Annotated in this window: 19 protein-coding genes and 4 pseudogenes; 15 read left to right on the top strand and 8 right to left on the bottom strand. The window is 71.8% G+C overall.

Features of this window, described 5'->3' with window-relative positions; all coding sequences use genetic code 11:
* A partial coding sequence (locus EHS43_RS11645) for a MurR/RpiR family transcriptional regulator (protein WP_260470479.1) occupies nt 1–849 on the top strand: 849 nt, incomplete at its 5' end.
* A gap of 83 nt (nt 850–932) precedes the next feature.
* On the top strand, nt 933–1,526 hold the full coding sequence (locus EHS43_RS11640; RefSeq protein WP_260470478.1) for a hypothetical protein: 594 nt from the start codon (nt 933–935) through the stop codon (nt 1,524–1,526).
* 16 nt (nt 1,527–1,542) lie between these two features.
* Here the strand turns inward: EHS43_RS11640 and EHS43_RS11635 are convergent, their stop codons facing one another.
* The 4 genes from EHS43_RS11635 to EHS43_RS11620 all read right to left on the bottom strand — a co-directional run bounded on the left by EHS43_RS11635 (nt 1,543) and on the right by EHS43_RS11620 (nt 5,167).
* The gene (locus EHS43_RS11635; protein ID WP_125190459.1) at nt 1,543–1,917 is read right to left on the bottom strand and encodes a hypothetical protein; all 375 of its coding nucleotides are present in this window, start codon (nt 1,915–1,917) and stop codon (nt 1,543–1,545) included.
* A gap of 20 nt (nt 1,918–1,937) precedes the next feature.
* Nucleotides 1,938–2,459: a roadblock/LC7 domain-containing protein gene (locus tag EHS43_RS11630; RefSeq protein WP_125190458.1), complete on the bottom strand. Its 522-nt coding sequence runs from the start codon at nt 2,457–2,459 to the stop codon at nt 1,938–1,940.
* A 34-nt stretch (nt 2,460–2,493) separates the two neighbouring features.
* Nucleotides 2,494–3,627 (bottom strand): hypothetical protein, encoded by a 1,134-nt coding sequence (locus EHS43_RS11625; protein ID WP_125190457.1) that lies wholly within the window; start codon nt 3,625–3,627, stop codon nt 2,494–2,496.
* A 169-nt stretch (nt 3,628–3,796) separates the two neighbouring features.
* Nucleotides 3,797–5,167 (bottom strand): diaminopimelate decarboxylase, encoded by a 1,371-nt coding sequence (locus EHS43_RS11620; RefSeq protein WP_125190460.1) that lies wholly within the window; start codon nt 5,165–5,167, stop codon nt 3,797–3,799.
* Nucleotides 5,168–5,343: 176 nt separating this feature from the next.
* On the opposite strand from EHS43_RS11620, the gene hutU reads away from it, so the two are divergent.
* The 4 genes from hutU to hutI are packed head-to-tail and all read left to right on the top strand — an operon-like array spanning nt 5,344 to nt 10,935.
* Nucleotides 5,344–7,008, top strand: a complete 1,665-nt coding sequence (hutU, locus tag EHS43_RS11615; RefSeq protein WP_125190456.1) for a urocanate hydratase — start codon at nt 5,344–5,346, stop codon at nt 7,006–7,008.
* 59 nt (nt 7,009–7,067) lie between these two features.
* Nucleotides 7,068–8,270 carry an allantoate amidohydrolase gene (locus EHS43_RS11610; RefSeq protein WP_185806212.1) on the top strand — a complete coding sequence of 401 codons (1,203 nt, stop codon included), beginning with the start codon at nt 7,068–7,070 and terminating at the stop codon, nt 8,268–8,270.
* Nucleotides 8,267–9,625, top strand: coding sequence for a formimidoylglutamate deiminase (locus EHS43_RS11605; protein ID WP_125190454.1), 1,359 nt, complete (start codon nt 8,267–8,269; stop codon nt 9,623–9,625). Before EHS43_RS11610 ends, EHS43_RS11605 begins: the two co-directional genes overlap by 4 nt.
* Nucleotides 9,622–10,935, top strand: a complete 1,314-nt coding sequence (gene hutI / locus EHS43_RS11600; RefSeq protein ID WP_125190453.1) for an imidazolonepropionase — start codon at nt 9,622–9,624, stop codon at nt 10,933–10,935. The genes EHS43_RS11605 and hutI overlap by 4 nt, the downstream gene beginning before the upstream one ends.
* Nucleotides 10,936–11,054: 119 nt before the next feature.
* Here the strand turns inward: hutI and EHS43_RS11595 are convergent, their stop codons facing one another.
* Nucleotides 11,055–11,957, bottom strand: coding sequence for an RNA polymerase sigma factor SigF (locus EHS43_RS11595; protein ID WP_107064245.1), 903 nt, complete (start codon nt 11,955–11,957; stop codon nt 11,055–11,057).
* 250 nt (nt 11,958–12,207) lie between these two features.
* On the opposite strand from EHS43_RS11595, the gene EHS43_RS11590 reads away from it, so the two are divergent.
* The 3 genes and pseudogenes from EHS43_RS11590 (at nt 12,208) to EHS43_RS11580 (ending at nt 14,758) form a co-directional block, all read left to right on the top strand.
* On the top strand, nt 12,208–12,588 hold the full coding sequence (locus tag EHS43_RS11590) for an STAS domain-containing protein (protein ID WP_037711225.1): 381 nt from the start codon (nt 12,208–12,210) through the stop codon (nt 12,586–12,588).
* A 225-nt stretch (nt 12,589–12,813) separates the two neighbouring features.
* Nucleotides 12,814–13,191 (top strand): annotated as a pseudogene (locus tag EHS43_RS11585) (ATP-binding protein); the annotation flags it as partial.
* A gap of 40 nt (nt 13,192–13,231) precedes the next feature.
* A complete protein-coding gene (locus tag EHS43_RS11580; protein ID WP_125190452.1) occupies nt 13,232–14,758 on the top strand; it encodes a peptidoglycan-binding protein in 1,527 nt (508 codons plus the stop codon).
* Nucleotides 14,759–14,790: 32 nt separating this feature from the next.
* On the opposite strand, the gene EHS43_RS11575 is transcribed toward EHS43_RS11580, so the two are convergent.
* Both EHS43_RS11575 and EHS43_RS11570 read right to left on the bottom strand, forming a co-directional pair.
* Nucleotides 14,791–15,444, bottom strand: coding sequence for a bifunctional 2-polyprenyl-6-hydroxyphenol methylase/3-demethylubiquinol 3-O-methyltransferase UbiG (locus EHS43_RS11575; protein WP_125190451.1), 654 nt, complete (start codon nt 15,442–15,444; stop codon nt 14,791–14,793).
* 238 nt (nt 15,445–15,682) lie between these two features.
* A pseudogene (locus tag EHS43_RS11570) lies at nt 15,683–16,860 on the bottom strand (cytochrome P450).
* Nucleotides 16,861–17,196: 336 nt separating this feature from the next.
* Here EHS43_RS11570 and EHS43_RS11565 point away from each other — a divergent pair.
* Together EHS43_RS11565 and EHS43_RS11560 are read left to right on the top strand one after the other, a co-directional pair.
* Nucleotides 17,197–17,598, top strand: a complete 402-nt coding sequence (locus tag EHS43_RS11565; RefSeq protein ID WP_125190450.1) for a hypothetical protein — start codon at nt 17,197–17,199, stop codon at nt 17,596–17,598.
* Nucleotides 17,599–17,807: 209 nt separating this feature from the next.
* On the top strand, nt 17,808–18,515 hold the full coding sequence (locus tag EHS43_RS11560; protein ID WP_125190449.1) for a hypothetical protein: 708 nt from the start codon (nt 17,808–17,810) through the stop codon (nt 18,513–18,515).
* A gap of 201 nt (nt 18,516–18,716) precedes the next feature.
* Here the strand turns inward: EHS43_RS11560 and EHS43_RS47605 are convergent.
* A pseudogene (locus EHS43_RS47605) lies at nt 18,717–18,860 on the bottom strand (NADP-dependent oxidoreductase); the annotation flags it as partial.
* Between the two features lie 3 nt (nt 18,861–18,863).
* On the opposite strand from EHS43_RS47605, the pseudogene EHS43_RS11550 reads away from it, so the two are divergent.
* The 4 genes and pseudogenes from EHS43_RS11550 to EHS43_RS11535 form a co-directional block, all read left to right on the top strand.
* Nucleotides 18,864–19,445: pseudogene (locus EHS43_RS11550) on the top strand (GlxA family transcriptional regulator); the annotation flags it as partial.
* 194 nt (nt 19,446–19,639) lie between these two features.
* A complete protein-coding gene (locus tag EHS43_RS11545) occupies nt 19,640–20,866 on the top strand; it encodes a serine hydrolase (RefSeq protein ID WP_125190448.1) in 1,227 nt (408 codons plus the stop codon).
* 149 nt (nt 20,867–21,015) lie between these two features.
* Nucleotides 21,016–22,221, top strand: a complete 1,206-nt coding sequence (locus EHS43_RS11540; RefSeq protein ID WP_125190447.1) for an MFS transporter — start codon at nt 21,016–21,018, stop codon at nt 22,219–22,221.
* A gap of 104 nt (nt 22,222–22,325) precedes the next feature.
* Complete coding sequence (locus tag EHS43_RS11535; protein ID WP_125190446.1) at nt 22,326–22,973, top strand: HAD family hydrolase; 648 nt, start codon at nt 22,326–22,328, stop codon at nt 22,971–22,973.
* Nucleotides 22,974–23,117: the final 144 nt, after the last annotated feature.

Raw genomic sequence — 23,117 nt, 5'->3', positions numbered from 1 at the left:
GGTGCGGCGGGGGTGGCGGACACGCCCGCGGGACGGCTGCAGGCACTGTTCGAGGGGCACCGGCTCACCCCGACCCAGCGGCGCATCGCGCACAGCATGGTGCGGCGCGCCTCCGACGTGCCGTTCCTGTCCAGCGTGGAGCTGGCCGAACTGGCCGGGGTCAGCCAGCCCTCCGTCACCCGCTTCGCCGTCGCCCTCGGCTTCGACGGCTACCCCGCCCTGCGCCGGCACCTGCGCGAGGTCGCGCCCGCCGAACAGGCCGCGGCCTCCGCGTCGTACAACGAGTACCAGCAGGCCGTCGAGGCCGAGATCGAGAACCTCAGGCTCCTGGCGGAGATCCTCGCCGACCCGCGCCCGGTGCGCAGGGCCGGCCGGCTCCTCGCCGCCTCCCGGCCCCTGCCGGTGCTCGGGCTGCGGGCCGCCGCCTCGCAGGCGTACGGCTTCGCCTACTTCGCCGCCAAGGTCCATCCGGACGTACGGCTGCTCAACGAGGGCGGCACGATGATCCACGACCGGATCGACGACGCCGTCCGCGCCGGCGCCTCGACCCTGCTGTGCTTCGCGCTGCCCCGGCACCCGCGTGAGGTCGTGGACAGCCTCGCCTACGCCAAGGAAGCGGGCCTGAGCGTCGTCACCGTCGCCGACTCCGCCTTCGCCCCGGTCGCCAAGGTCTCCGACCTGCTGCTGCCCGCCGCCGTCGGCACCGGCCTCGCCTTCGACACCGCCTGTGCGCCGATGCTGCTCGGCCGGGTGTTGCTGGAGGCGATGTGCGACGACCTGCCGGACGCCCAGGCCCGCCTGGAGGAGTTCGACGCGCGGGCCGCGGCGCGCGGACTCTTCGTCGAGTAGGGCGTTTTTTCAGACTCGTCTCACGTTCGCTCGCTACCCTCCCCGACCGGCAGGACTGTGCCAGGACGACGAGGAGGCGGGACGTGGCACACGCAGATCGCAGGGCTCAGGGGCTGGCCCGGGTGGCCGTCGTCGTGCGCGCCGGGGCCGCACCCCTGTGGTGGCTCGGCGTGTCCGCGGCGGCGGTCGGGCTGCTGGTACCGGGGCTGACCGGACGCCGGATCGGGGTGATGGCGGGCGCGGCGCTGTTCATCGTGGCGGTCGCCGCGGTGTCGTACGGCCGCCGCAAGCGGTACACGGCGCTCGCGCGGGCGGCCGTCCGCGCGGGGCGGCACGACGTGCTCCAGGACCGCGCGGTCAGTGTGCGCGTCTGGCGCCGCGGGCACCGCTGGTGGCTGCTGCTGGCCTGGCTGGCCGCGCTGGGCTGCAACTTCGCCGTGCCCGTCGCGGGCGGCCTGCTGCTCGCCGGGTGCGGTACGGGCCTCAGGCTCAAGGCCGCCTGGCTCGGGCGGCGCGAGCGGGACGGGGACGCGCTGCTGTGGGTGCGGGTCGACTGGCTCGCCCCGAACGGCGGCCGCCCGGCCGGCAAGGAGGTCAAGGCGTACCGCAGCACGGGGATCGCGGCGGGCGACGCGGCCCCGGGAGGAGCGCGCCGCCGCACCGCGGCACTCGTCTAGGTCAGGTGCTCCCGGGTCACACCTCCAGGTCGTTCTCGATCTGCCGCAGCTGGTGGCGGGCCATCGCGAGGTTGGAGCGCTTGCCGTCCAGGACCAGGTAGAGGAAGAGACCGTTGCCACCGCGTCCGGCGATCAGGCGGATCAGGTGGTACTGGTCGGACAGGGTGATCAGGATGTCCTCGATCTGGCCCTTGAGGCCGAGGTGCTCCATGGTGCGGATCTTCGCGCGGACCACGTCGGTGTTGCCGGCGGCGGCCACGTTCAGGTCGAAGCCCTTGCTGCCGCCCATGGTGCCGAGCGCCATGCCGCTGGTGTAGTCGACGAGCGCGACGCCGGTCGCGCCCTCGATGGAGGCGAGGGCCTCCTTCAGCGCGGTTTCGGTGTTGGCCATGACTGTGTCTCCTCGGTTAGCTAACTTTCGGTGGTGGTGCGGGCCGCCGTCGGTGCGGTGGCCGCGGCGCGGGTGTCCGCGGGCTTGGCCCGGGACGTGCGGGCCGCTCTGGCACGGGCCGGAGCGGGCTTCGCGGGCGCCTTCGTGAGGGCTTCGGTGGGCTCGGCGGCCGTGCTGTCGACGAGTTCCGCGATCCGGGCGCCCGCCCGACGGCCCTCCAGATGGAGGCGGCCGACGTTGACCCGGTCCTGGGCGAGCAGCGTGACGACGGCCCCGGTGCCCGCCGTGTACGTGGCGACGTAGCCGTAGACGCCCCGTACGAGCAGTTCGCGCAGGTCGCCCTGGCCGGTCCCGTCGGCCAGCTGGGCGGCGAGCGCCCGGGTGGCCGCGGTCAGCGCGGCCACGGTCTCCGGATCGACGCCCGGGGTGTCCTGGGCCAGGACGAGACCGTCGACGTCGGCCGCGAGGGCGCCGGTGAGCTGCGGCACCCGGGCTCTGAGCCGGCGCAGCTCCTCCAGGATCGCGTCCTGAGCTGCTGCCATCAGGTCTCTCCTCTCGGCGCGGATCCGCTGCCGCTCAAAGGGCCTCCAGCGCATCCCTGAGCCTCTTCAGCAACGTGATGTGGGGATCGACCGGCTCGATCAGGGGACCGTCGCCCGGCGGTCCGGGCAGAGGCTCGGCGAAGGACACCGGCGGGCGGGGCGAGACCACTCCGGCCGCCACCAGCCGGCGTACGTCCACCAGGGTGTGGAAGGCGGGACGGCCCAGTTCGCGGGCGATCTCCGACGCCGTGCGGATGCCGTCCACGCGGGCCAGCACCGCCTGCCGCCGGGCCGGCAGCGGCGGTGACGCGGGGCGGTGCTCCCGGGTCAGCGGCAGCTCGTCCGGCAGGGCGTCCGGCCAGATGTGGTGCAGCAGGTCCCGGCGGCGCAGGGTCTCGCGCTCCAGGTCGGCGACCGGGACGGGGTGCGGGACACCGGGGGTGCCGTCGGGTTCCGGGGGCCCGTCGGACGCCCCGTCGGGACCGTCCTCGGAGCTGTAGCGGAAGCGGCCCGGGGTGCTGCTCGGGGCGAGCGCGAAGTACGCGGCGTCGTACAGCGCGGTCAGCCGGCACATCTCCAGGGCGCCCGGGGTGAGCAGCCCGTCCGCGACCAGCCGGCGGCCCGCCCGGTGCACCACCTCGGCGCCGGTCAGCCGGCGGGCCCCGGTGCCGGCGCCGCCCGCGCTCGCGATGCTCTCGGCCAGGGCCTGGCGCCAGACGTCGGCGTCCAGCGTGCCGTGGGCGGCGAGCAGGACGTCGGCGCCGGGGGCGGCCGGGCTCTCGGCGTGCACCACCTTGCCGTCGGCGAGGTGCAGGAAGACGCTGCTGTCGAAGGACGTCGGCACGAAGCGCAGGACGTGGTAGCTGTCCCGGTTGCTGAGGATGAGGTCCTCGACCGGCGGTTCGGTGCCCTCCGCGGCGGGTTCCGCCGCGGAGCCGCCGAGGAGGTCGGCGGGTCCGGCCGCCCCGGAGTCCTCGGAGGCGAAGGCGCGCTGCTCGGCGGCGAGCCGGGCGAGCTCGGCGGCCTCGGCGGCGGCCGCCTCCTGGTCACCGCCGGGGAATTCCCCGACGGCGCCCAGGGCCAGCCCGCTCGTCCAGTCGACCAGCGCGGCCCCCCGCGCACCCGGCAGCCGCATGGCTTCCAGCAGGCACTCGTCGATTCCCTGCACCGTGGCTCCCCTCCCGCCTGGGGTTCGGCTGAGTGACGCCGAAACTACGCAACGTGTGCGCCCGGGGTGAGGGATCTGGCATTTTCCGGTGGAACATGCTTCAAGCGGCTAGAGTGGGTCAACTTGCCTTGTTCACGGGCCCATTGATCAACGGAATCACCGGCGCCCGTCAACGGCTCCCGGATGCGTGCAGGGTGGTGAGCGCACCGGCGTGCGCCCCGCCGGATTCGGCCACGATCGAGGGGAGCGTCTGCGGATCCCGCACGGTCGCGAACCGGACACCCGCGGCCGGCTCGGCGACGAAGCCGTAGATGCCCGGCCGGGCCAGCGAGTTGTAGGCGTAGTGGTGCGCGAAGTAGTACGCGCCCGTGTCCAGCGCCGCCGCGTAGTCCCCCTGGTCCAGCAGCGGCAGCGCGCGCCCCTCGGCCAGCAGGTCGCCCGAGAAGCAGGCGGGCCCCGCCACGTCCTGCACCACCTCGGGCCCGCTCTTGGGCCGCCCCTTGCCGTCGTACGCCGCGATCCTCAGCGGCCACGACCCCGGCGCGTACACCGTCCGCGTCGCCACCTGCACGCCCGCGTGCGTCACCGCGACCGGCCGGCCGCCCGCGCTCTTGGCGTACTCCACCCGCGCCACGATCGTGCCGTGCTTGGCCAGCAGCGACCGGCCGAACTCGGTGACCAGCCCGTACCGCCCGTCGACCAGCCCCGGCACCGCCTCCCGGAGCGCCCGCGCGTACGCGCCGTACGTCGGCGTCGTCGCGTCCGAGGCGAAGTTCACCGGCAGCCCGCCGCCGATGTCGATGGTGTCGATCTGCGGCCGCCCGATCCGCCGGTTGATCTCCTCGGCGAGCGCGTACGTCTCCGCGATCCCCTGGGTCATCAGGGACAGCGGGATGCCCTGCGAGCCGGTGTGCGCGTGCAGCCGGGAGAGCCACGGCCGGTCGAGACAGGCGCGCACGACCCACTCGCGCGCCCCCTCGTCCCGCAGTGCCACCCCGAACTTCGAGGTCGCCGTGGCCGTCGAGGTCGCCCCGATGGTGCCGCCGCCGACCTGGGGGTTGACCCGGATGCCGAGCGGGGACCGGCTGACGGCCGACCGCATGAGGCCGTCGAGCCGGTCCAGCTCCTGCGGGTTGTCGGCGTTGACGGCGATCCCCAGCGCCAGCGCCTCCCTGAGCTCGGCCGCCGTCTTGGCGGGCGAGTCCAGGACCGTCCTGGTCGGCGGGACGCCCGCCGCCCGCGCCAGCGCGAGCTCGCCAGGGCTCGCCACCTCCGCGCCGATGCCCTCCTCGTGCAGCAGCCGCAGCACCGGCACCAGCGGGGTCGCCTTGACCGCGAACGCGTGCAGCACCGGCGTGCCCGGCGCGGTGACCTCGTCGAAGGCCGCGCGGAGCTCCGCCGCCGACTCCCGGACGCCGGCGACGTCGAGCAGCCCGACGATGGGGGAGTCCGGCCCCAGCAGGCCCTGCTCCACGGCCGCCCGCACCGCCTCGTCCCGGCGGGCGGCCCGCCCTTCGCCGGTGGTGCCGTACTCGTCCATCACGTCCCCGTCCTGCTCGTCACGCGCGCTGCGGATGTCCAGCCGGTCCATCCCTGTCCCGAAACACCTCTGTCCTACCGATGCTGACGCGAGAACGTATTGACTAGTTCTATTCATGGAGCCAGGATGTGAATATCGGCAGCAACACTCCAGAGCAGAGTCCCAGGAGGCAGACCATGTCAGGACCCCGCCCCGTCCGAGCGCCGCGCGGTACGGAACTGAGCGCCCTGGGATGGCAGCAGGAGGCCGCCCTGCGGATGCTGCAGAACAACCTGGACCCCGAGGTCGCCGAGCACCCCGACAAGCTCGTCGTCTACGGCGGCACCGGCAAGGCCGCGCGGGACTGGCGCTCCTTCGACGCCATGGTCCGCACCCTGCGCACCCTCAAGCAGGACGAGACCATGCTGGTCCAGTCCGGCCGCCCCGTCGGAGTCATGCAGACCCATGAATGGGCCCCGCGCGTCCTGATCGCCAACTCCAACCTCGTCGGCGACTGGGCCAACTGGGAGGAGTTCCGCCGTCTGGAGGCCCTCGGCCTGACCATGTACGGGCAGATGACCGCCGGTTCCTGGATCTACATCGGCACCCAGGGCATCCTCCAGGGCACCTACGAGACCTTCGCCGCCGTCGCCGCGAAGAAGTTCGGCGGCACCCTCGCCGGGACGATCACCCTCACCGCGGGCCTCGGCGGCATGGGCGGCGCCCAGCCCCTCGCCGTCACCATGAACGACGGCGTCGCGATCTGCGTCGACTGCGACCCGCGTGCCATCGAGCGGCGCATCGAGCACCGCTACCTGGACGTGCGCGCCGACTCCCTCGACCACGCCCTCCAGCTCGCCACCGAGGCCCGGGACGCCCGACGTCCCCTGTCCATCGGCGTCCTCGGCAACGCGGCCGAACTGGTCCCGCAGCTCCTGGAGATGGGCGCGCCCGTCGACATCGTCACCGACCAGACCTCGGCGCACGACCCGCTGGCGTATCTGCCCGTGGGCGTGGACTTCGAGGACATGGCCGACGCGGCCGCCAAGGACCCGGCCGGCTTCACCACCCGGGCCCGCGAGTCCATGGCCCGGCACGTCGAGGCCATGGTCGGCTTCATGGACGCCGGTGCCGAGGTCTTCGACTACGGCAACTCGATCCGCGGCGAGGCCCGGCTCGCCGGCTACGAGCGGGCGTTCGCCTTCCCCGGCTTCGTCCCCGCCTACATCCGGCCGCTGTTCTGCGAGGGCAAGGGCCCCTTCCGCTGGGCCGCGCTGTCCGGTGAGGCCTCCGACATCGCCAAGACCGACAAGGCGATCCTGGACCTGTTCCCCGAGAACGAGTCCCTGGCCCGCTGGATCCGGATGGCCGGGGAGCGCGTCCACTTCCAGGGCCTGCCCGCGCGCATCTGCTGGCTCGGCTACGGCGAGCGCGACAAGGCCGGTGAGCGCTTCAACGACATGGTGGCGAGCGGGGAGCTGGCGGCACCGCTGGCGATCGGACGCGACCACCTGGACGCCGGGTCCGTCGCCTCCCCGTACCGCGAGACCGAGGCCATGCTCGACGGATCCGACGCGATCGCCGACTGGCCGCTGCTGAACGCCATGGTCAACGTCGCCTCGGGCGCCTCCTGGGTCTCCCTCCACCACGGCGGCGGCGTGGGCATGGGCCGCTCCATCCACGCCGGGCAGGTGACGGTGGCCGACGGCACGAAACTGGGCGGCGAGAAGGTCCGGCGCGTGCTCACCAACGACCCCGGCATGGGCGTCATCCGGCACGTGGACGCCGGCTACGACATCGCGGAGTCGGTCGCCGACGAGCGGGGCGTGCGGATCCCGATGCGCGAGGGTGACTCGGCGTGACGGATCGCGGGAACTCCTCGGCGCCGGCCCGGCCCGTGACCGGCGACTCCTTCCACTCCATGTGGCGCGAGCTGCTCACCATCGGCCGGCACCCCGACTCCCGGGGCTACCGGCGGTTCGCCTGGACCGGGCCCGACACCGAGTGCCGCGCCTGGTTCAGGGAGCAGGCCCGGGCCCGCGGACTGAGCTACGAGGTCGACCGGAACGGCAACCAGTGGGCCTGGCTCGGGGACCCCGCGACCGGGGACGCGGTCGTCACCGGCTCGCACCTCGACTCCGTGCCCGACGGGGGCGCCTTCGACGGCCCCCTCGGCGTCGTGTCCTCCTTCGCCGCACTCGACGAACTCCGCTCGCGGCGGGCCGAGTTCACCAGGCCGCTCGCCATCGTCAACTTCGGTGACGAGGAGGGCGCCCGCTTCGGGCTCGCCTGCGTGGGATCCCGGCTCACCGCGGGGCAGCTGACCGTCGAGCAGGCGCACCGGCTGACCGACGGGGACGGCGTCACGCTCCCGCGGGCCATGGAGGCCGCCGGTCACGACCCCGACGGCATCGGCGCCGACCCCGAGCGGCTCGCCCGCATCGGCGCCTTCGTCGAACTGCACGTCGAGCAGGGCCGGGCGCTGGACCTCTCCGGCGACCGGGTCGGCATCGCCAGTGCCATCTGGCCCCACGGCCGCTGGCGCTTCGACTTCCGCGGCGAGGCCAACCACGCCGGCACCACCCGTCTGGCCGACCGGCGCGACCCCATGCTGTCGTACGCCGAGACCGTGCTCGCGGCCCGCCGGGAGGCCGAACTCGCCGGTGCCGTCGCCACCTTCGGGAAGATCGCCGTCGAGCCGAACGGCGTCAACGCCATCCCCTCCCTGGTGCGCGGCTGGCTCGACTCCCGCGCCGCCGGCCAGGACAGCCTCGACCAGGTGGTCGGCGGCATCGAGAAGGCGGCCGGACAGTACGCGCGGGCGCACGGCATCGACCTCGACGTGGTCCGGGAGTCCTTCACCCCCGTCGTCGAGTTCGACCACGCCCTGCGCGACGAACTCGCCCGCATCCTGGGCACCCGCACCGACCTGAAGGTGCCCGTCCTGGGAACCGGAGCCGGACACGACGCCGGGATCCTCTCCGGACACATCCCGACCGCCATGCTGTTCGTGCGCAACCCCACCGGCGTCTCGCACTCCCCGGCCGAGTTCGCCGCCGAGGACGACTGCGTGGCCGGAGTCCTCGCGCTCGCCGACGTACTGGAAGGGCTGGCCTGCAGGTGACAGCGAAGACCTACTGGCTGGAGCACGCCTGGCTCGGCACCCATGTCGAGCCGGGCGTGGCACTGACGGTGTCGACCAGCTCCGCCGCTGAGGCGAACGGCCGCGTCACCGCCGTCCGCACCGGGATCGCCACCCCACCCCCCGGCGCCGAGATCCTGCGCGGACTGACCCTGCCGGGCCTGGCGAACGCCCACTCGCACGCCTTCCACCGGGCCCTGCGCTCCACCGTCCAGGTCGGCTCCGGGACCTTCTGGACCTGGCGCGAGGTCATGTACGCCACCGCCGGCCGGCTCACCCCGGACAGCTACCGCGACCTCGCCCGTGCCGCGTACGCGGAGATGGCGCTGGCGGGTGTGACGGCGGTCGGGGAGTTCCACTACCTGCACCACGCCCCCGGCGGCACCCCCTACGCCGACCCCAACGCCATGGGAGAGGCGCTGATCGAGGCCGCCGCCGACGCCGGCATCCGCATCACCCTCCTCGACACCGCCTATCTCTCCTCCGGCTTCGGACAGCCGCCCACCACCCACCAGCTCCGCTTCTCCGACGGCAGCGCGGACGCCTGGGCCGAACGCTGTTCAGTTCTCAAGGACCGGGATCACGCGAGGATCGGTGCGGCGATCCACTCCGTACGGGCCGTGCCCGCCGACCAGTTGGCGACCGTGGCGCGCTGGGCCGGGGAGCGGCGGGCCCCGCTCCACGTCCACCTGTCCGAGCAGACCGCCGAGAACGACGCCTGCCGCGAGGCCCACGGGTGCACGCCGACCCGGCTGCTGGCCGACCACGGGGTCCTCGGGCCGCGCACCACCGGCGTCCACAACACCCACCTCACCGACGAGGACATCGCCCTGATCGGCGGCAGCGGCACCGGCACCTGCATGTGCCCGACGACCGAGCGGGACCTCGCCGACGGCATCGGACCCGCCGCGGCCCTCCAGGGCGCGGGCTCACCGCTCTGTCTCGGCTCCGACAGCCACGCCGTCATCGACCTGCTCGAAGAGGCCCGTGCGATGGAGCTCGACGAGCGCCTGCGCACCCGCACCCGCGGTCACTGGACGGCGGCGGCCCTCCTGCGGGCGGCCTCGGCCGACGGCCACGCGGCCCTCGGCTGGGACGGTGCGGGCGCCCTGCGGCCCGGCGCGCTCGCCGACTTCACCACCATCAGGCTCGACTCGGTCAGGACGGCAGGGCCGCCTCCGCGGCTCGGGGCCGAGACGGCCGTATTCGCTGCGTCGGCAGCAGACGTGTCGCACACGGTGGTGGGGGGACGGCACGTCGTGCGCGACGGGGTCCACGCGCTGGTGCCGGACGTGCCGAAAGCCCTCGCGGACGCCGTCGCCGCACTGCACGGATGAACTCCGCGAACCCGGACAGGGAACCCGCCCCCACCGCCGACCAGGCCAGCGAGGACGCCATGAGCAACGCGACGACCGTCAGCCCCGCCCACTCCGCGAGCACCGCAAGCACGCTCATCACCAACATCGCCGCCCTGGTCACCAACGACCCCTCCTCCGGATGGGGGTCCCCCCGCTCGAGCAAATTCGAGAGTGGGGGAGGATCCCCCCTCGGACTGATCCAGGACGCGGCCGTCGCCATCGAGGGCGACCGCGTCGTGTGGACCGGTGATCAAAGCAAAGCACCCGCCACTGACAATCGGGTCGACGCGGGCGGCCGGGCGGTCCTGCCCGGCTTCGTCGACTCCCACAGCCACCTCCTGTTCGCGGGCGACCGCACCCAGGAGTTCAACGCCCGGATGTCCGGCCGGCCCTACAGCGCGGGCGGCATCCGCACGACGGTCGCCGCGACCCGGGCGGCGAGCGACGAGGACCTCGAACGCAACCTCGTCCGCCACCTCGCCGAGGCCCTGCGCCAGGGCACCACGACCTTCGAGACCAAGTCCGGCTACGGCCTGACCGTCGAGGACGAGGCGAGGGCGCTGCGCATCGCCGCCGCCCACACCGACGAGGTCACCTACCTCGGCGCCCACATCGTCTCCCCGGACTACGCCGACGACCCGGCGGGCTACGTCTCCCTGGTCACCGGCGAGATGCTCGACGCCTGCGCCCCGTACGCCCGTTGGATCGACGTCTTCTGCGAGAAGGGCGCCTTCGACGGCGACCAGGCCCGCGCCATCCTCACCGCCGGCCGGGCGAAGGGCCTGCACCCCCGCGTCCACGCCAACCAGCTCACCTACGGCCCCGGCGTGCAGCTGGCCGTCGAGCTGGACGCGGCCAGCGCCGACCACTGCACCCACCTCACCGACGACGACGTGGACGCCCTGGCGAACAGCCGCACGGTCGCCACCCTCCTCCCCGGCGCCGAGTTCTCCACCCGTGCCGAGTGGCCGGACGCCCGCCGCCTCCTGGACGCGGGCGTCACCGTCGCCCTGTCCACGGACTGCAACCCGGGCTCCTCCTTCACCTCCTCGGTCCCCTTCTGCGTCGCCCTCGCGGTCCGTGACATGCGGATGACCCCCGACGAGGCGGTCTGGTCGGCCACGGCGGGCGGCGCGGCCGCCCTCCGCCGCGACGACATCGGCCGGCTGGCTCCGGGGACCCGCGCCGACCTGATCCTGCTGGACGCCCCCAGCCACGTGCACCTGGCCTACCGGCCGGGAGTACCGCTGGTCAGCGGGGTGTGGCGGCACGGCGTACGCGTCGTCTGAACCGCAGGAGGCCCCGGCCGACGAGGCCGGGGCCTGCTGAGGTGAGGTGCCGAGGACGCACGGTGCCCGGTGTCCCTGGGGGACACCGGGCACACGCGCAAGTCAGTGGTGCCGACGCGTCACTCCTCGACGGTCAGGCCCTTGCGCAGCCGTACGAGAGTGCGCGACAGCAGTCGCGAGACATGCATCTGCGAGATCCCGAGCTCGTCGCCGATCTCCGACTGGGTCATGCCCGCGACGAAGCGCAGCGAGAGGATCTGACGGTCCCGGGAGGGAAGTTCGGCGATCAGCGGCTTCAGGGACTCCACGTACTCGATGCCTTCGAGACCGTGGTCCTCGTAACCGATCCGGTCGGCCAGCGCGCCCTCGGAGTCGTCCTCCTCCGGCTGGGCGTCCAGCGAGGAGGCGGTGTACGCGTTGGACGCCGCCATGCCTTCGACGACCTCCTCCTTCGACAGCCCGAGGCGCTCGGCGAGCTCGGCCACGGTGGGGGCGCGGTCGAGCTTCTGGGCCAGTTCGTCGCCGGCCTTGGCCAGGTCGAGCCGGAGCTCCTGGAGGCGGCGCGGAACCCGCACCGACCAGGACGTGTCGCGGAAGAAGCGCTTGATCTCGCCAACGATGGTTGGCATCGCGAAGGTGGGGAACTCCACACCCCGGCTGAGCTCGAAGCGGTCGATCGCCTTGATCAGGCCGATGGTGCCGACCTGGATGATGTCCTCCATCGGCTCACTGCGGGAGCGGAAGCGGGAGGCGGCGAACTTGACCAGGGCGAGGTTCAGTTCGACGAGCGTGTTGCGGACGTACGAGTACTCGTGCGTGCCTTCCTCCAGCGACTCCAGCCGTGCGAAGAGGGTCTTGGAGAGGGCACGCGCGTCGACGGCCCCCACCTCTTCGAAGGGCGGGATGTCCGGAAGCCCGGCGAGCACATCGCCTTCGCTGTCCTGCTCGATGGGATTCAGATGTTCCGGGGGGGATGTCGACGTCGCCTGATGGGTATGCGAGGCGTCGAGCCGGGGTGACATGATGTCCTCCATCGTTCTCGGCATAAGGCTGCCGAAGCCAGTTCGTGCACTGCGGTGTGCGGCGCCTCCAAAGCCGGCCGTGTCGAGTTCGTGTCTCTACTAGCCCTACCCGGTTTCCCGACAGGACCGCAAGTGTGTTCTGTGCGGCTATGTCCGTTTGTGTGTGATTGTTCGGGTGTCGGAGGGTGTGGAGAAGGCGTAGTGTTCGAGGGCGTCATCAGCAGCCACGACGTCGGGAGAGAGAGACGGCATGGACCGCGGGACGGTCGGCAGCGCACAGTCTGGCCGGCTTCTGGTTGAGGTGCGGCAAGAGGGCTCCAGTGCCGTTGTGACTCCAGCAGGTGAGTTGGATCACCACACGGCCGATTTGTTGCGTGAGCCACTCGAGGAGTGCCTCGCCAAGGGAAAGAGCCGGCTTGTCGTCGACTGCACACGGCTGGAGTTCTGTGACTCCACCGGACTGAATGTGCTGCTGGGGGCACGGCTGAAGGCCGAGGCGGCGGGGGGTGGCGTACATCTCGCCGGGATGCTGCCCGTCGTGGCGCGCGTCTTCGAGATCACGGGGGCCGACGCGGTCTTCAGCGTGCACGACACGCTGGAGGAGGCCCTGGCCGGCGAGTCCGGCGACTGAGGCGGCGGGTCGGGTGACGGCCCCGGTGGCCTCTTTCGTACCCCGTTCGTCTCCTTCGGCCGGTGTCCATCGGGTGTCACACCTCTTCTGGTGGACATACGTCCCGAATGGAGGGGTGTTCTACCGGTCCGCCCGGGCAGGAGACATCCGTACTGACTGTTCGGTGAGCGACCATGCAGCGACGTTTTGAATCGTGAACCGGTGAATCGGTGAGGTGAAGCGCTGATGAGCACCACCCGGCCCTACTCGCCGGGCGACCGTGACCCGGAGCCCAGCGTGGAGCCTGGCGGCGAAGCCGAGGTGCCGACGGGACGGCAGTTCCGTCGGCTGAGCTTCGAGGGGGAGAGCGGGGTCGTCCCGCTCGCGCGCGACTTCACCCGGCAGGCGTTGCAGGCGTGGGGGTGGCTGCCGGCGGCGTCCGCGGACCGGCGCGCGGTGACGGAGGACGTGCTGCTGGTCGTGTCCGAGCTGGTGACGAACGCGTGTCTCCATGCGGAGGGCCCGGACCAGCTGGGGATCTCCTGCGACAACAAGGTGATCCGGGTCGAGGTCTCGGACCGCGGGACCGGGCAGCCGGCGCCGCGCACCCCGCACCGGGCCGGGCTGGCGGCTCCGAGTCGGCGCCTTCGCCGCCACCGCGGCGATGGTCTCGGCCGGCATCGTCCTCGGGGCCGGCCCCGCGTCGGCGGCACCGGCCCCGATCCGGCTGACGTCCGCGTCCTGCCCCAACGAGATCCTGCAGGGCCAGTCCAGCGGCTGTGTCACGGAGTTGCAGAACCTGCTCAACGCGCACGGCGCCGGTCTGGTGGTGGACGGCCAGTTCGGGTCGGCCACCCTCTACGCGGTCCGTGCGTACCAGGCCGCCACCGCGATCGCGGTGGACGGACGGGTGGGCCCCGCGACCAAGACCAAGCTGTACACGACCGGCGGCTCGGCCCCCGCTCCCGTCAACCTCAATTCCTCCGCCTGCCCGGCGAACATCGTCCAGGGCGCCAAGGGCGGCTGCGTCACCGAACTCCAGCGGCTGCTCACCCATCACGGGTACGCGGTCGACGTGGACGGCGACTTCGGCGCCGGGACCGCGAGTGCCGTCCGCAGCTTCCAGTCCGCGCACGGTCTCACGGCCGACGGGCAGGTCGGCACCAACACCAAGCGGGCGCTGTACGACACCGACGAGTCACCGTCGACGGGCCTGGACCTGAGGTCGGCGTCGTGCCCGGAGAACATCGTCGAGGGGCAGAGCGGCGGTTGTGTCGCCACGCTCCAGTCCCTGCTGAACGGCAAGGGGCAGAGCCTCGCCGTGGACGGCAGCTTCGGCCCGCAGACGCTCGCGGCCGTGAAGGCGTTCCAGTCCGCGAGCGGTCTCTCCGCCGACGGCCAGGTCGGACCGAACACCAAGGCCGCCCTGTACTCCAACATCGGCGGTGGCGGCGGCAACGGCGCGCCCGCGCCGGTCAACCTCAACTCCGCCTCCTGCCCGAACGAGATCGTGCAGGGGCAACGCAGCGGCTGTGTCACCGAGTTGCAGAGCCTGCTCAACCACCATGGCGCCGACCTCGCCGTCGACGGTGACTTCGGTCCGATGACCGACAGTGCGGTCAGGGACTTCCAGGCCGAGAAGGGCCTCTCGGTCGACGGCCATGTGGGTCCGAACACCAAGTCCGCCCTGTACGGCGCGGTCACCCCGCCCTCGTCGCCTCCGCCCGGGGGCGGCTACGCGAAGATCCTCGACGTGGCGGCGGCCGAGGTCGGCACGGTCGAGGGCAGCGCCCGCGCGAACAGCTACGGCTCGGCCGTGGGCCTTTCGCTGTCCACCAGCAACTACGCCTGGTGCGCGGCCTTCGTGAGCTGGGTGGCCAAGCAGACCGGAGCCAGCTCCTACCGCAACTCCTATGTCTCGGGCTGGGTCAACCAGGCGCGGGCCGGCAACTACCACCTCTCCGTGACCACCAGTCCGCAGCCGGGCGACATCGTGGCCTTCGACTGGGACGGCGGTAACGACTTCACCGGCGGCCACGAGCACATAGGCATCGTGCGCACGGTGTCCGGGTCGTCCTTCACCACCGTCGAGGGCAACACGACCGACCCCAACGGCGGCAGCGACGGCGTCTACGTCAAGAACCGGGCCACGAACAGCAGTTACGACGTGCTCTTCATCCGTGTCCGCTGACCCGGTCCGCGTCGCGCTGTCTCCGCGGGTGTTCAGCGCTCCGTGCGACGGGCCAGCAGGACCGAGTCCTCGGCCTCGACCGGGCCGGAGTCCCGCTTGAGCGTCCGCGTGCGCTGCTCGACGACGACGGGCTCGAAGCCGTCCGGCAGGCCGGGAAGCAGTTCCTCCGCCAGGAACATCGCCTTGCGGTGGCTCTCGGACAGGTGCGTGAACTCCGGGGACGGCGCGTGCCCGACCACCAGGAGCAGGCCGCCCGGAGCCACGGCCGCGGCCAGGCGGCGGGTCACCTCCACCATGCCGCCGTCCGGTGCGTGCAGATAGTGGCTGGTGACCAGGTCGTAGGAGCGGTCGCCGGCCTCGAAGGCCCGGGCGTCCACCTGCCACCAGTCGACACGGTCCGCCACGCCGGCCTGTTCGGCGTGGCGGGCGGCCCGGACCAGGCCCTCGGCGGAGAAGTCGGCGCCGGTCACCCGCCAGCCCTGCCCGGCCAGCCAGACCACGTCGCCGCCCTCCCCGCAGCCCACGTCGAGCGCCGTGCCGGGGGTGAGCCCGTCGACGGTGGTGACGAGCTGCGGATTGGGCTCACCGCTCCAGAACCGCTCCTGCCCCGCGTACCGCTCGTCCCAGGCCGCCGGCTCGAACATCTCCGTGGCCGCCTGCTCGCCGTGCTCATGGTGTCCTGACACCGGATGCCTCCCGTTGCTCCTCATACTGTGCCGCCCCGTCCCGCTGGGGCGCGCTGTCGATGGTGCTCGGCCCCGCGCCGATCCGCACGCGAAGTTGCCGTTCCGGCAAACGGCCTTCGGCGGGGCGGCGGCCACTCCGCGGAATCTCACACCGACCGACCACCTGCTCGCCGGGCGGGCCACCTGCTCGCCGGGCGGGCACGGACATGGCTCCAGCGCACTCTGTACCCGGAGCGGGCTAGACGGTGACGGGAAGCGCCGACAGCCCGCGAACGAGACGTGTGCGCCGCCAGTCCAACTGCTCGGCCGGCACCGCGAGTCGGATGCCGGGGAACCGGGTCAGCACCGCCCGCAGGGCGATCTCCGCCTCGGTCATGGCCAGGGACGCGCCGACGCAGCGGTGGATGCCGTGCCCGAAGCCGAGGTGGCCGGTGGCATCCCGGTCCAGGTCGAGCAGGTCCGGTGCCGGGAAGCGCAGGGGGTCGCGGTTGGCCGCCCCGAGGGCGACCAGGACCGGGACCCCGGGCGGGATGTCGACACCGGCCAGCGTGATCACCTCCGTCGTGTAGCGGAAGGTGGCCGTACTGACGGGGGAATCGAACCGGAGCAACTCGTCGAGTACGGTCGGGATGTCGTCCGGATTGCCGCGAAGACGATCCAGTGCGGCAGGCCGTTGCAGCAGTGCCAGTACGGCGTTGCCGAGGAAGTTGGTGGTGGTCTCGTGCCCGGCGACGAGCAGCAGTACCGCCAGGGAGACCAGTTCCTCCTCGCTCAGCCGGTCCGCTCCGTCGCGAGCCGAGATGAGGCGGTCGAGAAGGCTGTCGCCGGGGTCCTGGCGCTTGGCTGCGACGAGCCCCGTCATGTAGTCGGCCAGGGCGTGCGAGGCCGCGTCGATGACGTCGGGCCTGCCCGCCGCGAACAACTCCCCGGACCAGCGCCGGACGTCGGGCCGGTCCTTCGACGGCACTCCGAGCAGCCGGCAGATCACGATGACCGGCAGTGGCACGGCGAGGGTCGACACGAAGTCGAACCGTTCGCCGACCGGCCACCGGTCCAGCAGTTCCTCGGTCACCCGCGCGATGAACGGCCGCAGCCGCGCGACGGCACCGGCCGTGAACGCCTTGGTCACCAGCTTCCGCAGCCGGGTGTGCCGGGGCGGATCGCCGGCCAGCATGGTGTGCGCCACCGCGGGATGCAGACGACGCCGGGACTCCTTCCCGGCGAAGAAGGCGGCCGTGTCTTGGAGAGCCGAGGGTCGGCAAGAGCCTGTCTGCCTTCCGCGTAGCCGGTGACCAGATGGGCGGGGCGAGCGCCCGACTCCGTGGGCAGGGGCTGCACAGGGCATCTGGCGCGCATGGCCGCCAAGACGGGATACGGGTCCTGGAGGAAGCGGGGGTCCTGTGTCGGGTCGGTCATGCTTCCAGGCTCCCCGGCCACGGCCTGGCCGTCGCCGCCGACACGCCCAACGCGGGCCATACAGAAGCCAGTTGCCGGAGATCGCCCGTCCACCCTTCGCTCGCCGTGCCGAGGAGCGTGGCATGGACGAAAAAGCGAGACACGGACATCGGCCGACATAGTCCCTAATATCCTCGGTCAGCAAGTGGCACAGCAGCAATTCCCAATTCCCCGGCGGATCAGAGGTTGTTACGATCATCCGGCTCACGCGGCGAGGAATTGAGGCGCCGCTCCGTCGTGATTGACCAACACGGGAGATTTGTCATGCGTTTGAGCCGGACGTTCGCTTCCCTCGGTGTGACCGCAACCGCCACCGCGGGGCTGGTTCTCGGAGTGGCTCCGCAGTCGAATGCCGACGCCGGACTCACCTGTCCCGATAGCCAGACCTACTGCATGCGGTTCAACTACAACACCGGTTTTGCCGGTTCCCGTACCGTGTTCCGCGGTTTCGACCACTACAGCCTGAACGGCTACACGTTCCTCGGTGACGGTGCCGGAAAGGGCCTGCCGGTCAAGAACAACGCGGCCTCCGCGGTCAACATGGCCCCCTACAACCTGGTGATCTACTTCAACAGCAACCTCCAGGGCGCCTGCGACTCCCTCCCGGAGTTCGGGTCGGCGTACCAGCTGAAGAACACCTACAACAACAACGCCTCCTTCGGGTACGGCCGCGCCGACAACACCTGCTACAAGTTCTGATCCGCGTGCGTCGCCTGGCACTCACCTGCCTGGCCCTGGCCGCCGCCCTGCTCGGCTGCTCCTCCGGGAGCGGTCCGAGCACGGGCGGCGCCCCGGCCGGGTCCGCCCGAACTCCCGTCCCCTCGGGCAGCACCGCGGCAAAACCGCAGGTCACCTTTGTCGACCGGCTGCCCATTGCCCGCTACAGCTACACCGCTGACGAGACCGCCGTGATCGAGTCCGCGCAGCAGGTCCTGACCAAACGCTGCCTGCGCACGTACGGGATCACGTACGAGCCGCCGAAGCGGGAGGCCGAGTCCTCCCCGTCCGCCGATCGCCGTTACGGCCTGTCCAGCGCGAGCGAGGCGGCACGTCTCGGCTACCACCCCGACCTCGGCCCCCTGCCGGCCGGCCCCGACCTTCCCGAGGACGCGCTGCGGGTGTTCTACGGAAACCGCGGCGCGGAACCGGGCAGTGCCGAAAAGGTTGTCTACAAAGGCAGAGAAGTTCCGTGGAACGGCTGCTTCGGCCAGTCGGTCGCGCAACTGGCGAAGAAGTACGACGCCACGGACGCGATGGAGATCGCCCGGACCATCTCCACGCAGAGTTATAAGGATTCGCTGACCGCTCCACCGGTGAAGGAGGCATTCCGGAACTGGTCCGCCTGTATGCGGAATTCCGGATTCCAGTACACGTCTCCACTCGAACCGGCGAACAACAAGGAATTCCAGCGCGAGGACATCTCCGCGAAGGAGAAAAAGACCGCGCGCACGGATGTGCGCTGCAAGGAGAAAACCGACCTGCTCGACATCTGGTTCAAAGCCGAATCAGCCCTCCAGAAGGCGGAAATCGACAAGAACTCCGAGGCTTTGCGGAGGCTCGTCACAGCCCACCGGGAGAAGACGGAAGCGGCACGCCGGATCGTCGCGGAGGGCTAGGTTCCCGGCCGTGGATCGGGGAGCGAGGGGCACCGACCCACTCCCGAGACGTGCGCACGGAAGTCAACAGACCAGCAGGCGACGGCCCTTGCTGCCTGCACGGCCCGTTCAGGGACGGGCCGTGCCCCTCTGCGACCCCGCCGCCCCTCCCCCGCACATGGCCACGACGGCCCGAGCGGCGAGACCGGTGTCGGCTCCCCGTCAGTTCTCCGCGACGCGAATGATCGTGCGGCCGGGGACGCGCAGGCGTGAGGTGAAAACGTCGACCGCCTCCGCCGGCGGACGCACCGCACCCACCCGGACCCGCAGTCGGCCGTCCCGGACACGCTGGGCGAGGTCGGGGAGAGGTTTGTCCTCGGAGCGACGGGGCTCCTGGACGGCAGACAGGCAACCACCCACTGGAAGATCGCCGGCGACCTGGCCGGCCGGCACCCGAAGGCCCGTGTCGAGCCGGACGCCCTCTACGTGCGCGACGGCGTGCTGTACACCTCGGCGGGCGTCGCCGCCGGCATCGACCTCGCGCTCGCGCCCGTCGAGGAGGACCACGGCCCCGACGTCAGCCGGGAGGTGGCCCGCTCCCTGGTCGTCCATCTGCAGCGCGCGGGCGGCCAGTCACAGGTCTCGGCATCCCTGCGGGGCTCACCGCCGCGCTCGCCCGCTCTACGCAGGGTCGTCGACCTGGTCACGGCGGATCCCGCCGGCGGCTCCTCCCTCGCCGTGCTCGCAGGACGGCTCAACGTCAGTACGCGCCACCTCACCAGGCTGTTCCGGGAGGAGCTGGGCACCACGCCCGCCCGCTACGTCGAGTCCATCCGCTTCGACATCGCGAAGTCGTTCCTCGACCAGGGCCACACCGCCACCCGGGCGGCGGCGCTGGCCGGCTTCCCGAGCTACGAGAGCCTGCGCCGCGTCTTCGCACGGGAACTCTCACGGCACCCGAGACGGGCTCCCGCACCGGACGGCGCTCCGGCGCCTGCGCCCTCCTCGCCTGGTGCGTCGGGGCGACCGGTGACGCGCCGAACGGGTGGACTCCGGCGCAGGCGGTCACGCGGTGGGCCCGGGTCCTCCTCACGGATGGTGACGTGGCTGCCTTGTCCCCAGAGCCGGAAGAGGCACCGAGACACATGAGACCTCGTATCCCCGCCCGACGTGCCATGGCCGCAGCGCTGCTCGCGGTATCCGTGTCCGCTCCCGTGGCCGCGACCCCGGCCGTCGCGGCGCCGGCCCACGCAGTCCACCGTTCCGTCGACGACGACTGCTCCTCGCAGGAACTCGACCGTGCGCTGACCGCGCGGCTGGACCAGGCCATCGAGAAGGTACGCCGACAGGCCGGCATTCCCGGTGTGGTCGCCGGTCTGTGGATGCCGGGCAAGGGCAGCTACGTGCGCGCGACCGGAGTCGCCGACAAGGTCACCGGCGAGCCGATGAGCACCGACGTCAACGTCCGCATCGGCAGCGAGACCAAGACCTTCACGGCCACCGCGCTGCTCAGGCTCGTGGACGACGGCCGGGTCGGACTCGACGACCCGATCTCCCGCTACGTCCGCCATGTGCCCAACGGGTCCCGGATCACCTTGCGCCACCTCGCCGAGATGCGCAGCGGTCTCTTCCCGTACACCGAGGACGCCGACTTCCAGCACGACCTGCTGAGCGACCCGCAGCGTTCCTTCACCCCGGAGCAGGTGCTGGCGTACGGCTTCAAGCACAGGAACACCTTCGCGCCCGGCACTCGGTTCCAGTACTCCAACACCAACTTCATCCTGCTCGGTCTCGTGGTCGAGAAGGTCAGCGGGCAGCGCTTCACCGACTTCCTCGACGAGCGGGTGCTGCGTCCCGGCCGCCTGCGCCACACGTTTCTGCCGGACCGCTCCGAGTTCCCCGCACCGCACCCGCGCGGCTACACCAACCAGACGCTGAGCGGGGAGGTCACCGACAGCACGGACTGGAACCCCAGCTGGGCCTGGGCGGCCGGCGGCATGATCTCCGACCTGCACGACCTGCGGCGCTGGGCGAGGGTCGTCGCCACCGGAACACTGCTGCGGCCGCAGACCCAGGCGCAGCGGCTCAGGATGCTCCCCACCGGCCACCCGGGCCTGAGCTACGGCCTCGGGATCTTCGAGAGCGGCGGCTGGATCGGGCACAACGGCTCCATCCCGGGCTACGAGACCGTGACCGTCTACCTGCCGTCGGAGAAGGCCACCCTCGTGCTCATGATCAACACGGACATCACGTACCAGGGCCAGGAGCCGTCGTCCTTGCTGGCACGGGCGATCACGGAGATCGTCACGCCGGACCACGTCTACGACCGCCCGGCAGCCACGACACGGGCGAGGACCGCGCTCCTGCCGTAGACCGTGACCTCTGGCCCGCCGTCCGGTCCGCCGGGTGAGCGGGCTCCTCTTCTTCCGGCCCCAGCAGTTATGTAGATTTGTACATAACTGCTGGATGCGGGGCCCGTCGCCTGCGCGCCCTTCCTTCCGAGCCCCCGCGGAGCCCCCTCTTGACAGACCCCGCCGTGCGTCGGCGCCGCCAGGCCCTGTACCTCTTCTTCTTCCTCCCGGGCATCGCCATGTCGTCCTGGGTGACGCGCACTCCCGACGTGCGGGACCGGCTCGACGTCTCCACCGCGGAGATGGGGCTCATCCTGTTCGGCCTCTCCGTGGGATCCATGATCGGCATCCTGTGCTCCGGCCGCTTCGTGGAACGCCTCGGCACACGCCCCGTGATCACCCTCGGCACCGCTCTGATCATCTCGGCCACGATCGTCATCGGCGCCGGCAGCGCCGCCTCGTCCGCGCCCCTGGTCACAGCCGGGCTGTTCCTGTTCGGCGCGGGCATGGGCTCGGGCGAGGTGGCCGTCAACGTGGACGGCGCCGACGTCGAACGCATCACCGGCGCACCCGTGCTGCCCACGATGCACGGCTGCTTCAGCCTGGGCACGGTGGTCGGCGGGCTCGCCGGCATGACCGCCACGGCCGCCGGGACACCCGTCCACTGGCACCTCGCCGTCGTCACGGTCGCCGCCGTCGCCATACTGCTGTACGCGGTACGGGCCCTGCCGGCGGGCGTCGGGCTCAGCACCCGGCTCCGCGCACCGGATCCGGCCGGGCCCGCGCGCCCGCAGGTCTGGAAGGACCGCAAACTGCTCCTGATCGGCGCCATCGTGCTGGCCATGGCCCTGGCCGAAGGAGCGGCCAACGACTGGCTCCCGCTGCTCATGGTGGACGGCCACGGTCTCGACGCCACAGCCGGCTCACTGGTCTTCGTCGGGTTCGCCGCCGCGATGACACTGGGGCGCTTCTGCGGCACGTTCTTCCTGGTCCGCTACGGGCGCGCCACCGTCCTGCGCGCGAGTGCGCTCTCCGGTGCCCTCGGACTCGTCCTGGTGATCTTCTCCGACAACGCGGCCGTCGCTGCGGTCTCCGTCCTCTTCTGGGGACTCGGCGCCTCGCTCGGCTTCCCGGTGGCCCTGTCGGCCGCCGGCGACTCGGGCCCCGACCAGACCGCACGCGTCTCCCTGGTCGCCGTCATCGGCTACGTCGCCTTCCTCGTCGGCCCGCCGGCCCTCGGCTTCCTGGGGGAGCACTACGGGCTCCGTACGGCCATGGTCGCGGTGCTGGTGTTCGTCGCCTCCGCCATCCTGATCGCGCCCGCCGCCGACACCCGCGAGCGCGCCACCGCGGCACTGGACCGTGAGGCGGCCTGAGGGAACTTTCACCCGGAACGGGGTGCGCGCCACCGCCCGCACAGCCACCCCGAGCAGGGCAGACCCGTATCGGTGACGCACGTCGCCAAGTAGGGTCCATCATCGTGAGACTCGCGATCTTCGATCTGGACGGCACCCTGGTCGATCGCACCGGCGCCTTCGCCGATGCGATCACCTCCCTGAGCCATGACCACGGTTACGGCCCGGAGATCGAACAGTGGCTGCTGACCGAGCTGGCCGACCACGCCGAGCGCGGTGACTTCGACCGGCTGCGCGCCGCGTTTCCCGTCAGCGAGAGCGCCGACCACCTGTGGCGGGTCTACATCGACCGCATGACGGCCGCCGTGCACTGCCGCCCTGCCGTTCTCGACAGCCTGGAGCGTCTGAAGCAGGCGGGCTGGAGCGTCGGTGTCGCCACGAACGGCGCCAGCGACATCCAGCGGGCCAAGATCCACGCCACCGGGCTCTCCGACCTGATCGACGGGATCGCGGCGTCCGGTGACATCGACATACGCAAACCCGACCCTCGGCTCTTCGAACTCGCCGCCGCGCGATGCGGTACACAGCTCACTCCCGGTGACTGGATGACCGGCGACAATCCGGAGACCGACATCGCGGGCGGCCACGACGCGGGGCTGCGCACCATCTGGGTCACCGGCCGCCCCTGGCCCGAAGGCCTGGTGACGCCGCACCACACCGTCGACGACGTCGTCGAGGCGATCGGCTACCTGCTCGACCAGGACGCGGCATAGCTTCGGAGACCGCCTCCCGGCCCCGCCTCGCCCGCCCCGGTCCGCCGACGGGCGGGGCGGACTCCGAAGATCGGCTCGACGCACGAGACGTGCACGGTTTCGTACCCTGGCACGTATGCGGACCCGCCCCACACTCCACTGGAC

Origin of the sequence: Streptomyces sp. RP5T (assembly GCF_003933965.1) — a bacterium.
GTDB lineage: Bacteria > Actinomycetota > Actinomycetes > Streptomycetales > Streptomycetaceae > Streptomyces.
The sequence above is the reverse complement of the archived record's forward strand: the minus strand, read 5'-3'. Positions and strand labels throughout refer to the sequence as shown.

Bases quoted from the DNA above. Each gene is read 5' to 3' on its own strand.
- EHS43_RS11635 (WP_125190459.1), bottom strand. From the start codon at position 1,917: ATGGCCAACACCGAAACCGCGCTGAAGGAGGCCCTCGCCTCCATCGAG.
- EHS43_RS11630 (WP_125190458.1), bottom strand. From the start codon at position 2,459: ATGGCAGCAGCTCAGGACGCGATCCTGGAGGAGCTGCGCCGGCTCAGA.
- EHS43_RS11620 (WP_125190460.1), bottom strand. From the start codon at position 5,167: ATGGACGAGTACGGCACCACCGGCGAAGGGCGGGCCGCCCGCCGGGAC.
- hutU (WP_125190456.1), top strand. From the start codon at position 5,344: ATGTCAGGACCCCGCCCCGTCCGAGCGCCGCGCGGTACGGAACTGAGC.
- EHS43_RS11610 (WP_185806212.1), top strand. From the start codon at position 7,068: ATGTGGCGCGAGCTGCTCACCATCGGCCGGCACCCCGACTCCCGGGGC.
- hutI (WP_125190453.1), top strand. From the start codon at position 9,622: ATGAACTCCGCGAACCCGGACAGGGAACCCGCCCCCACCGCCGACCAG.
- EHS43_RS11595 (WP_107064245.1), bottom strand. From the start codon at position 11,957: ATGTCACCCCGGCTCGACGCCTCGCATACCCATCAGGCGACGTCGACA.
- EHS43_RS11590 (WP_037711225.1), top strand. From the start codon at position 12,208: ATGGACCGCGGGACGGTCGGCAGCGCACAGTCTGGCCGGCTTCTGGTT.
- EHS43_RS11580 (WP_125190452.1), top strand. From the start codon at position 13,232: ATGGTCTCGGCCGGCATCGTCCTCGGGGCCGGCCCCGCGTCGGCGGCA.
- EHS43_RS11545 (WP_125190448.1), top strand. From the start codon at position 19,640: ATGAGACCTCGTATCCCCGCCCGACGTGCCATGGCCGCAGCGCTGCTC.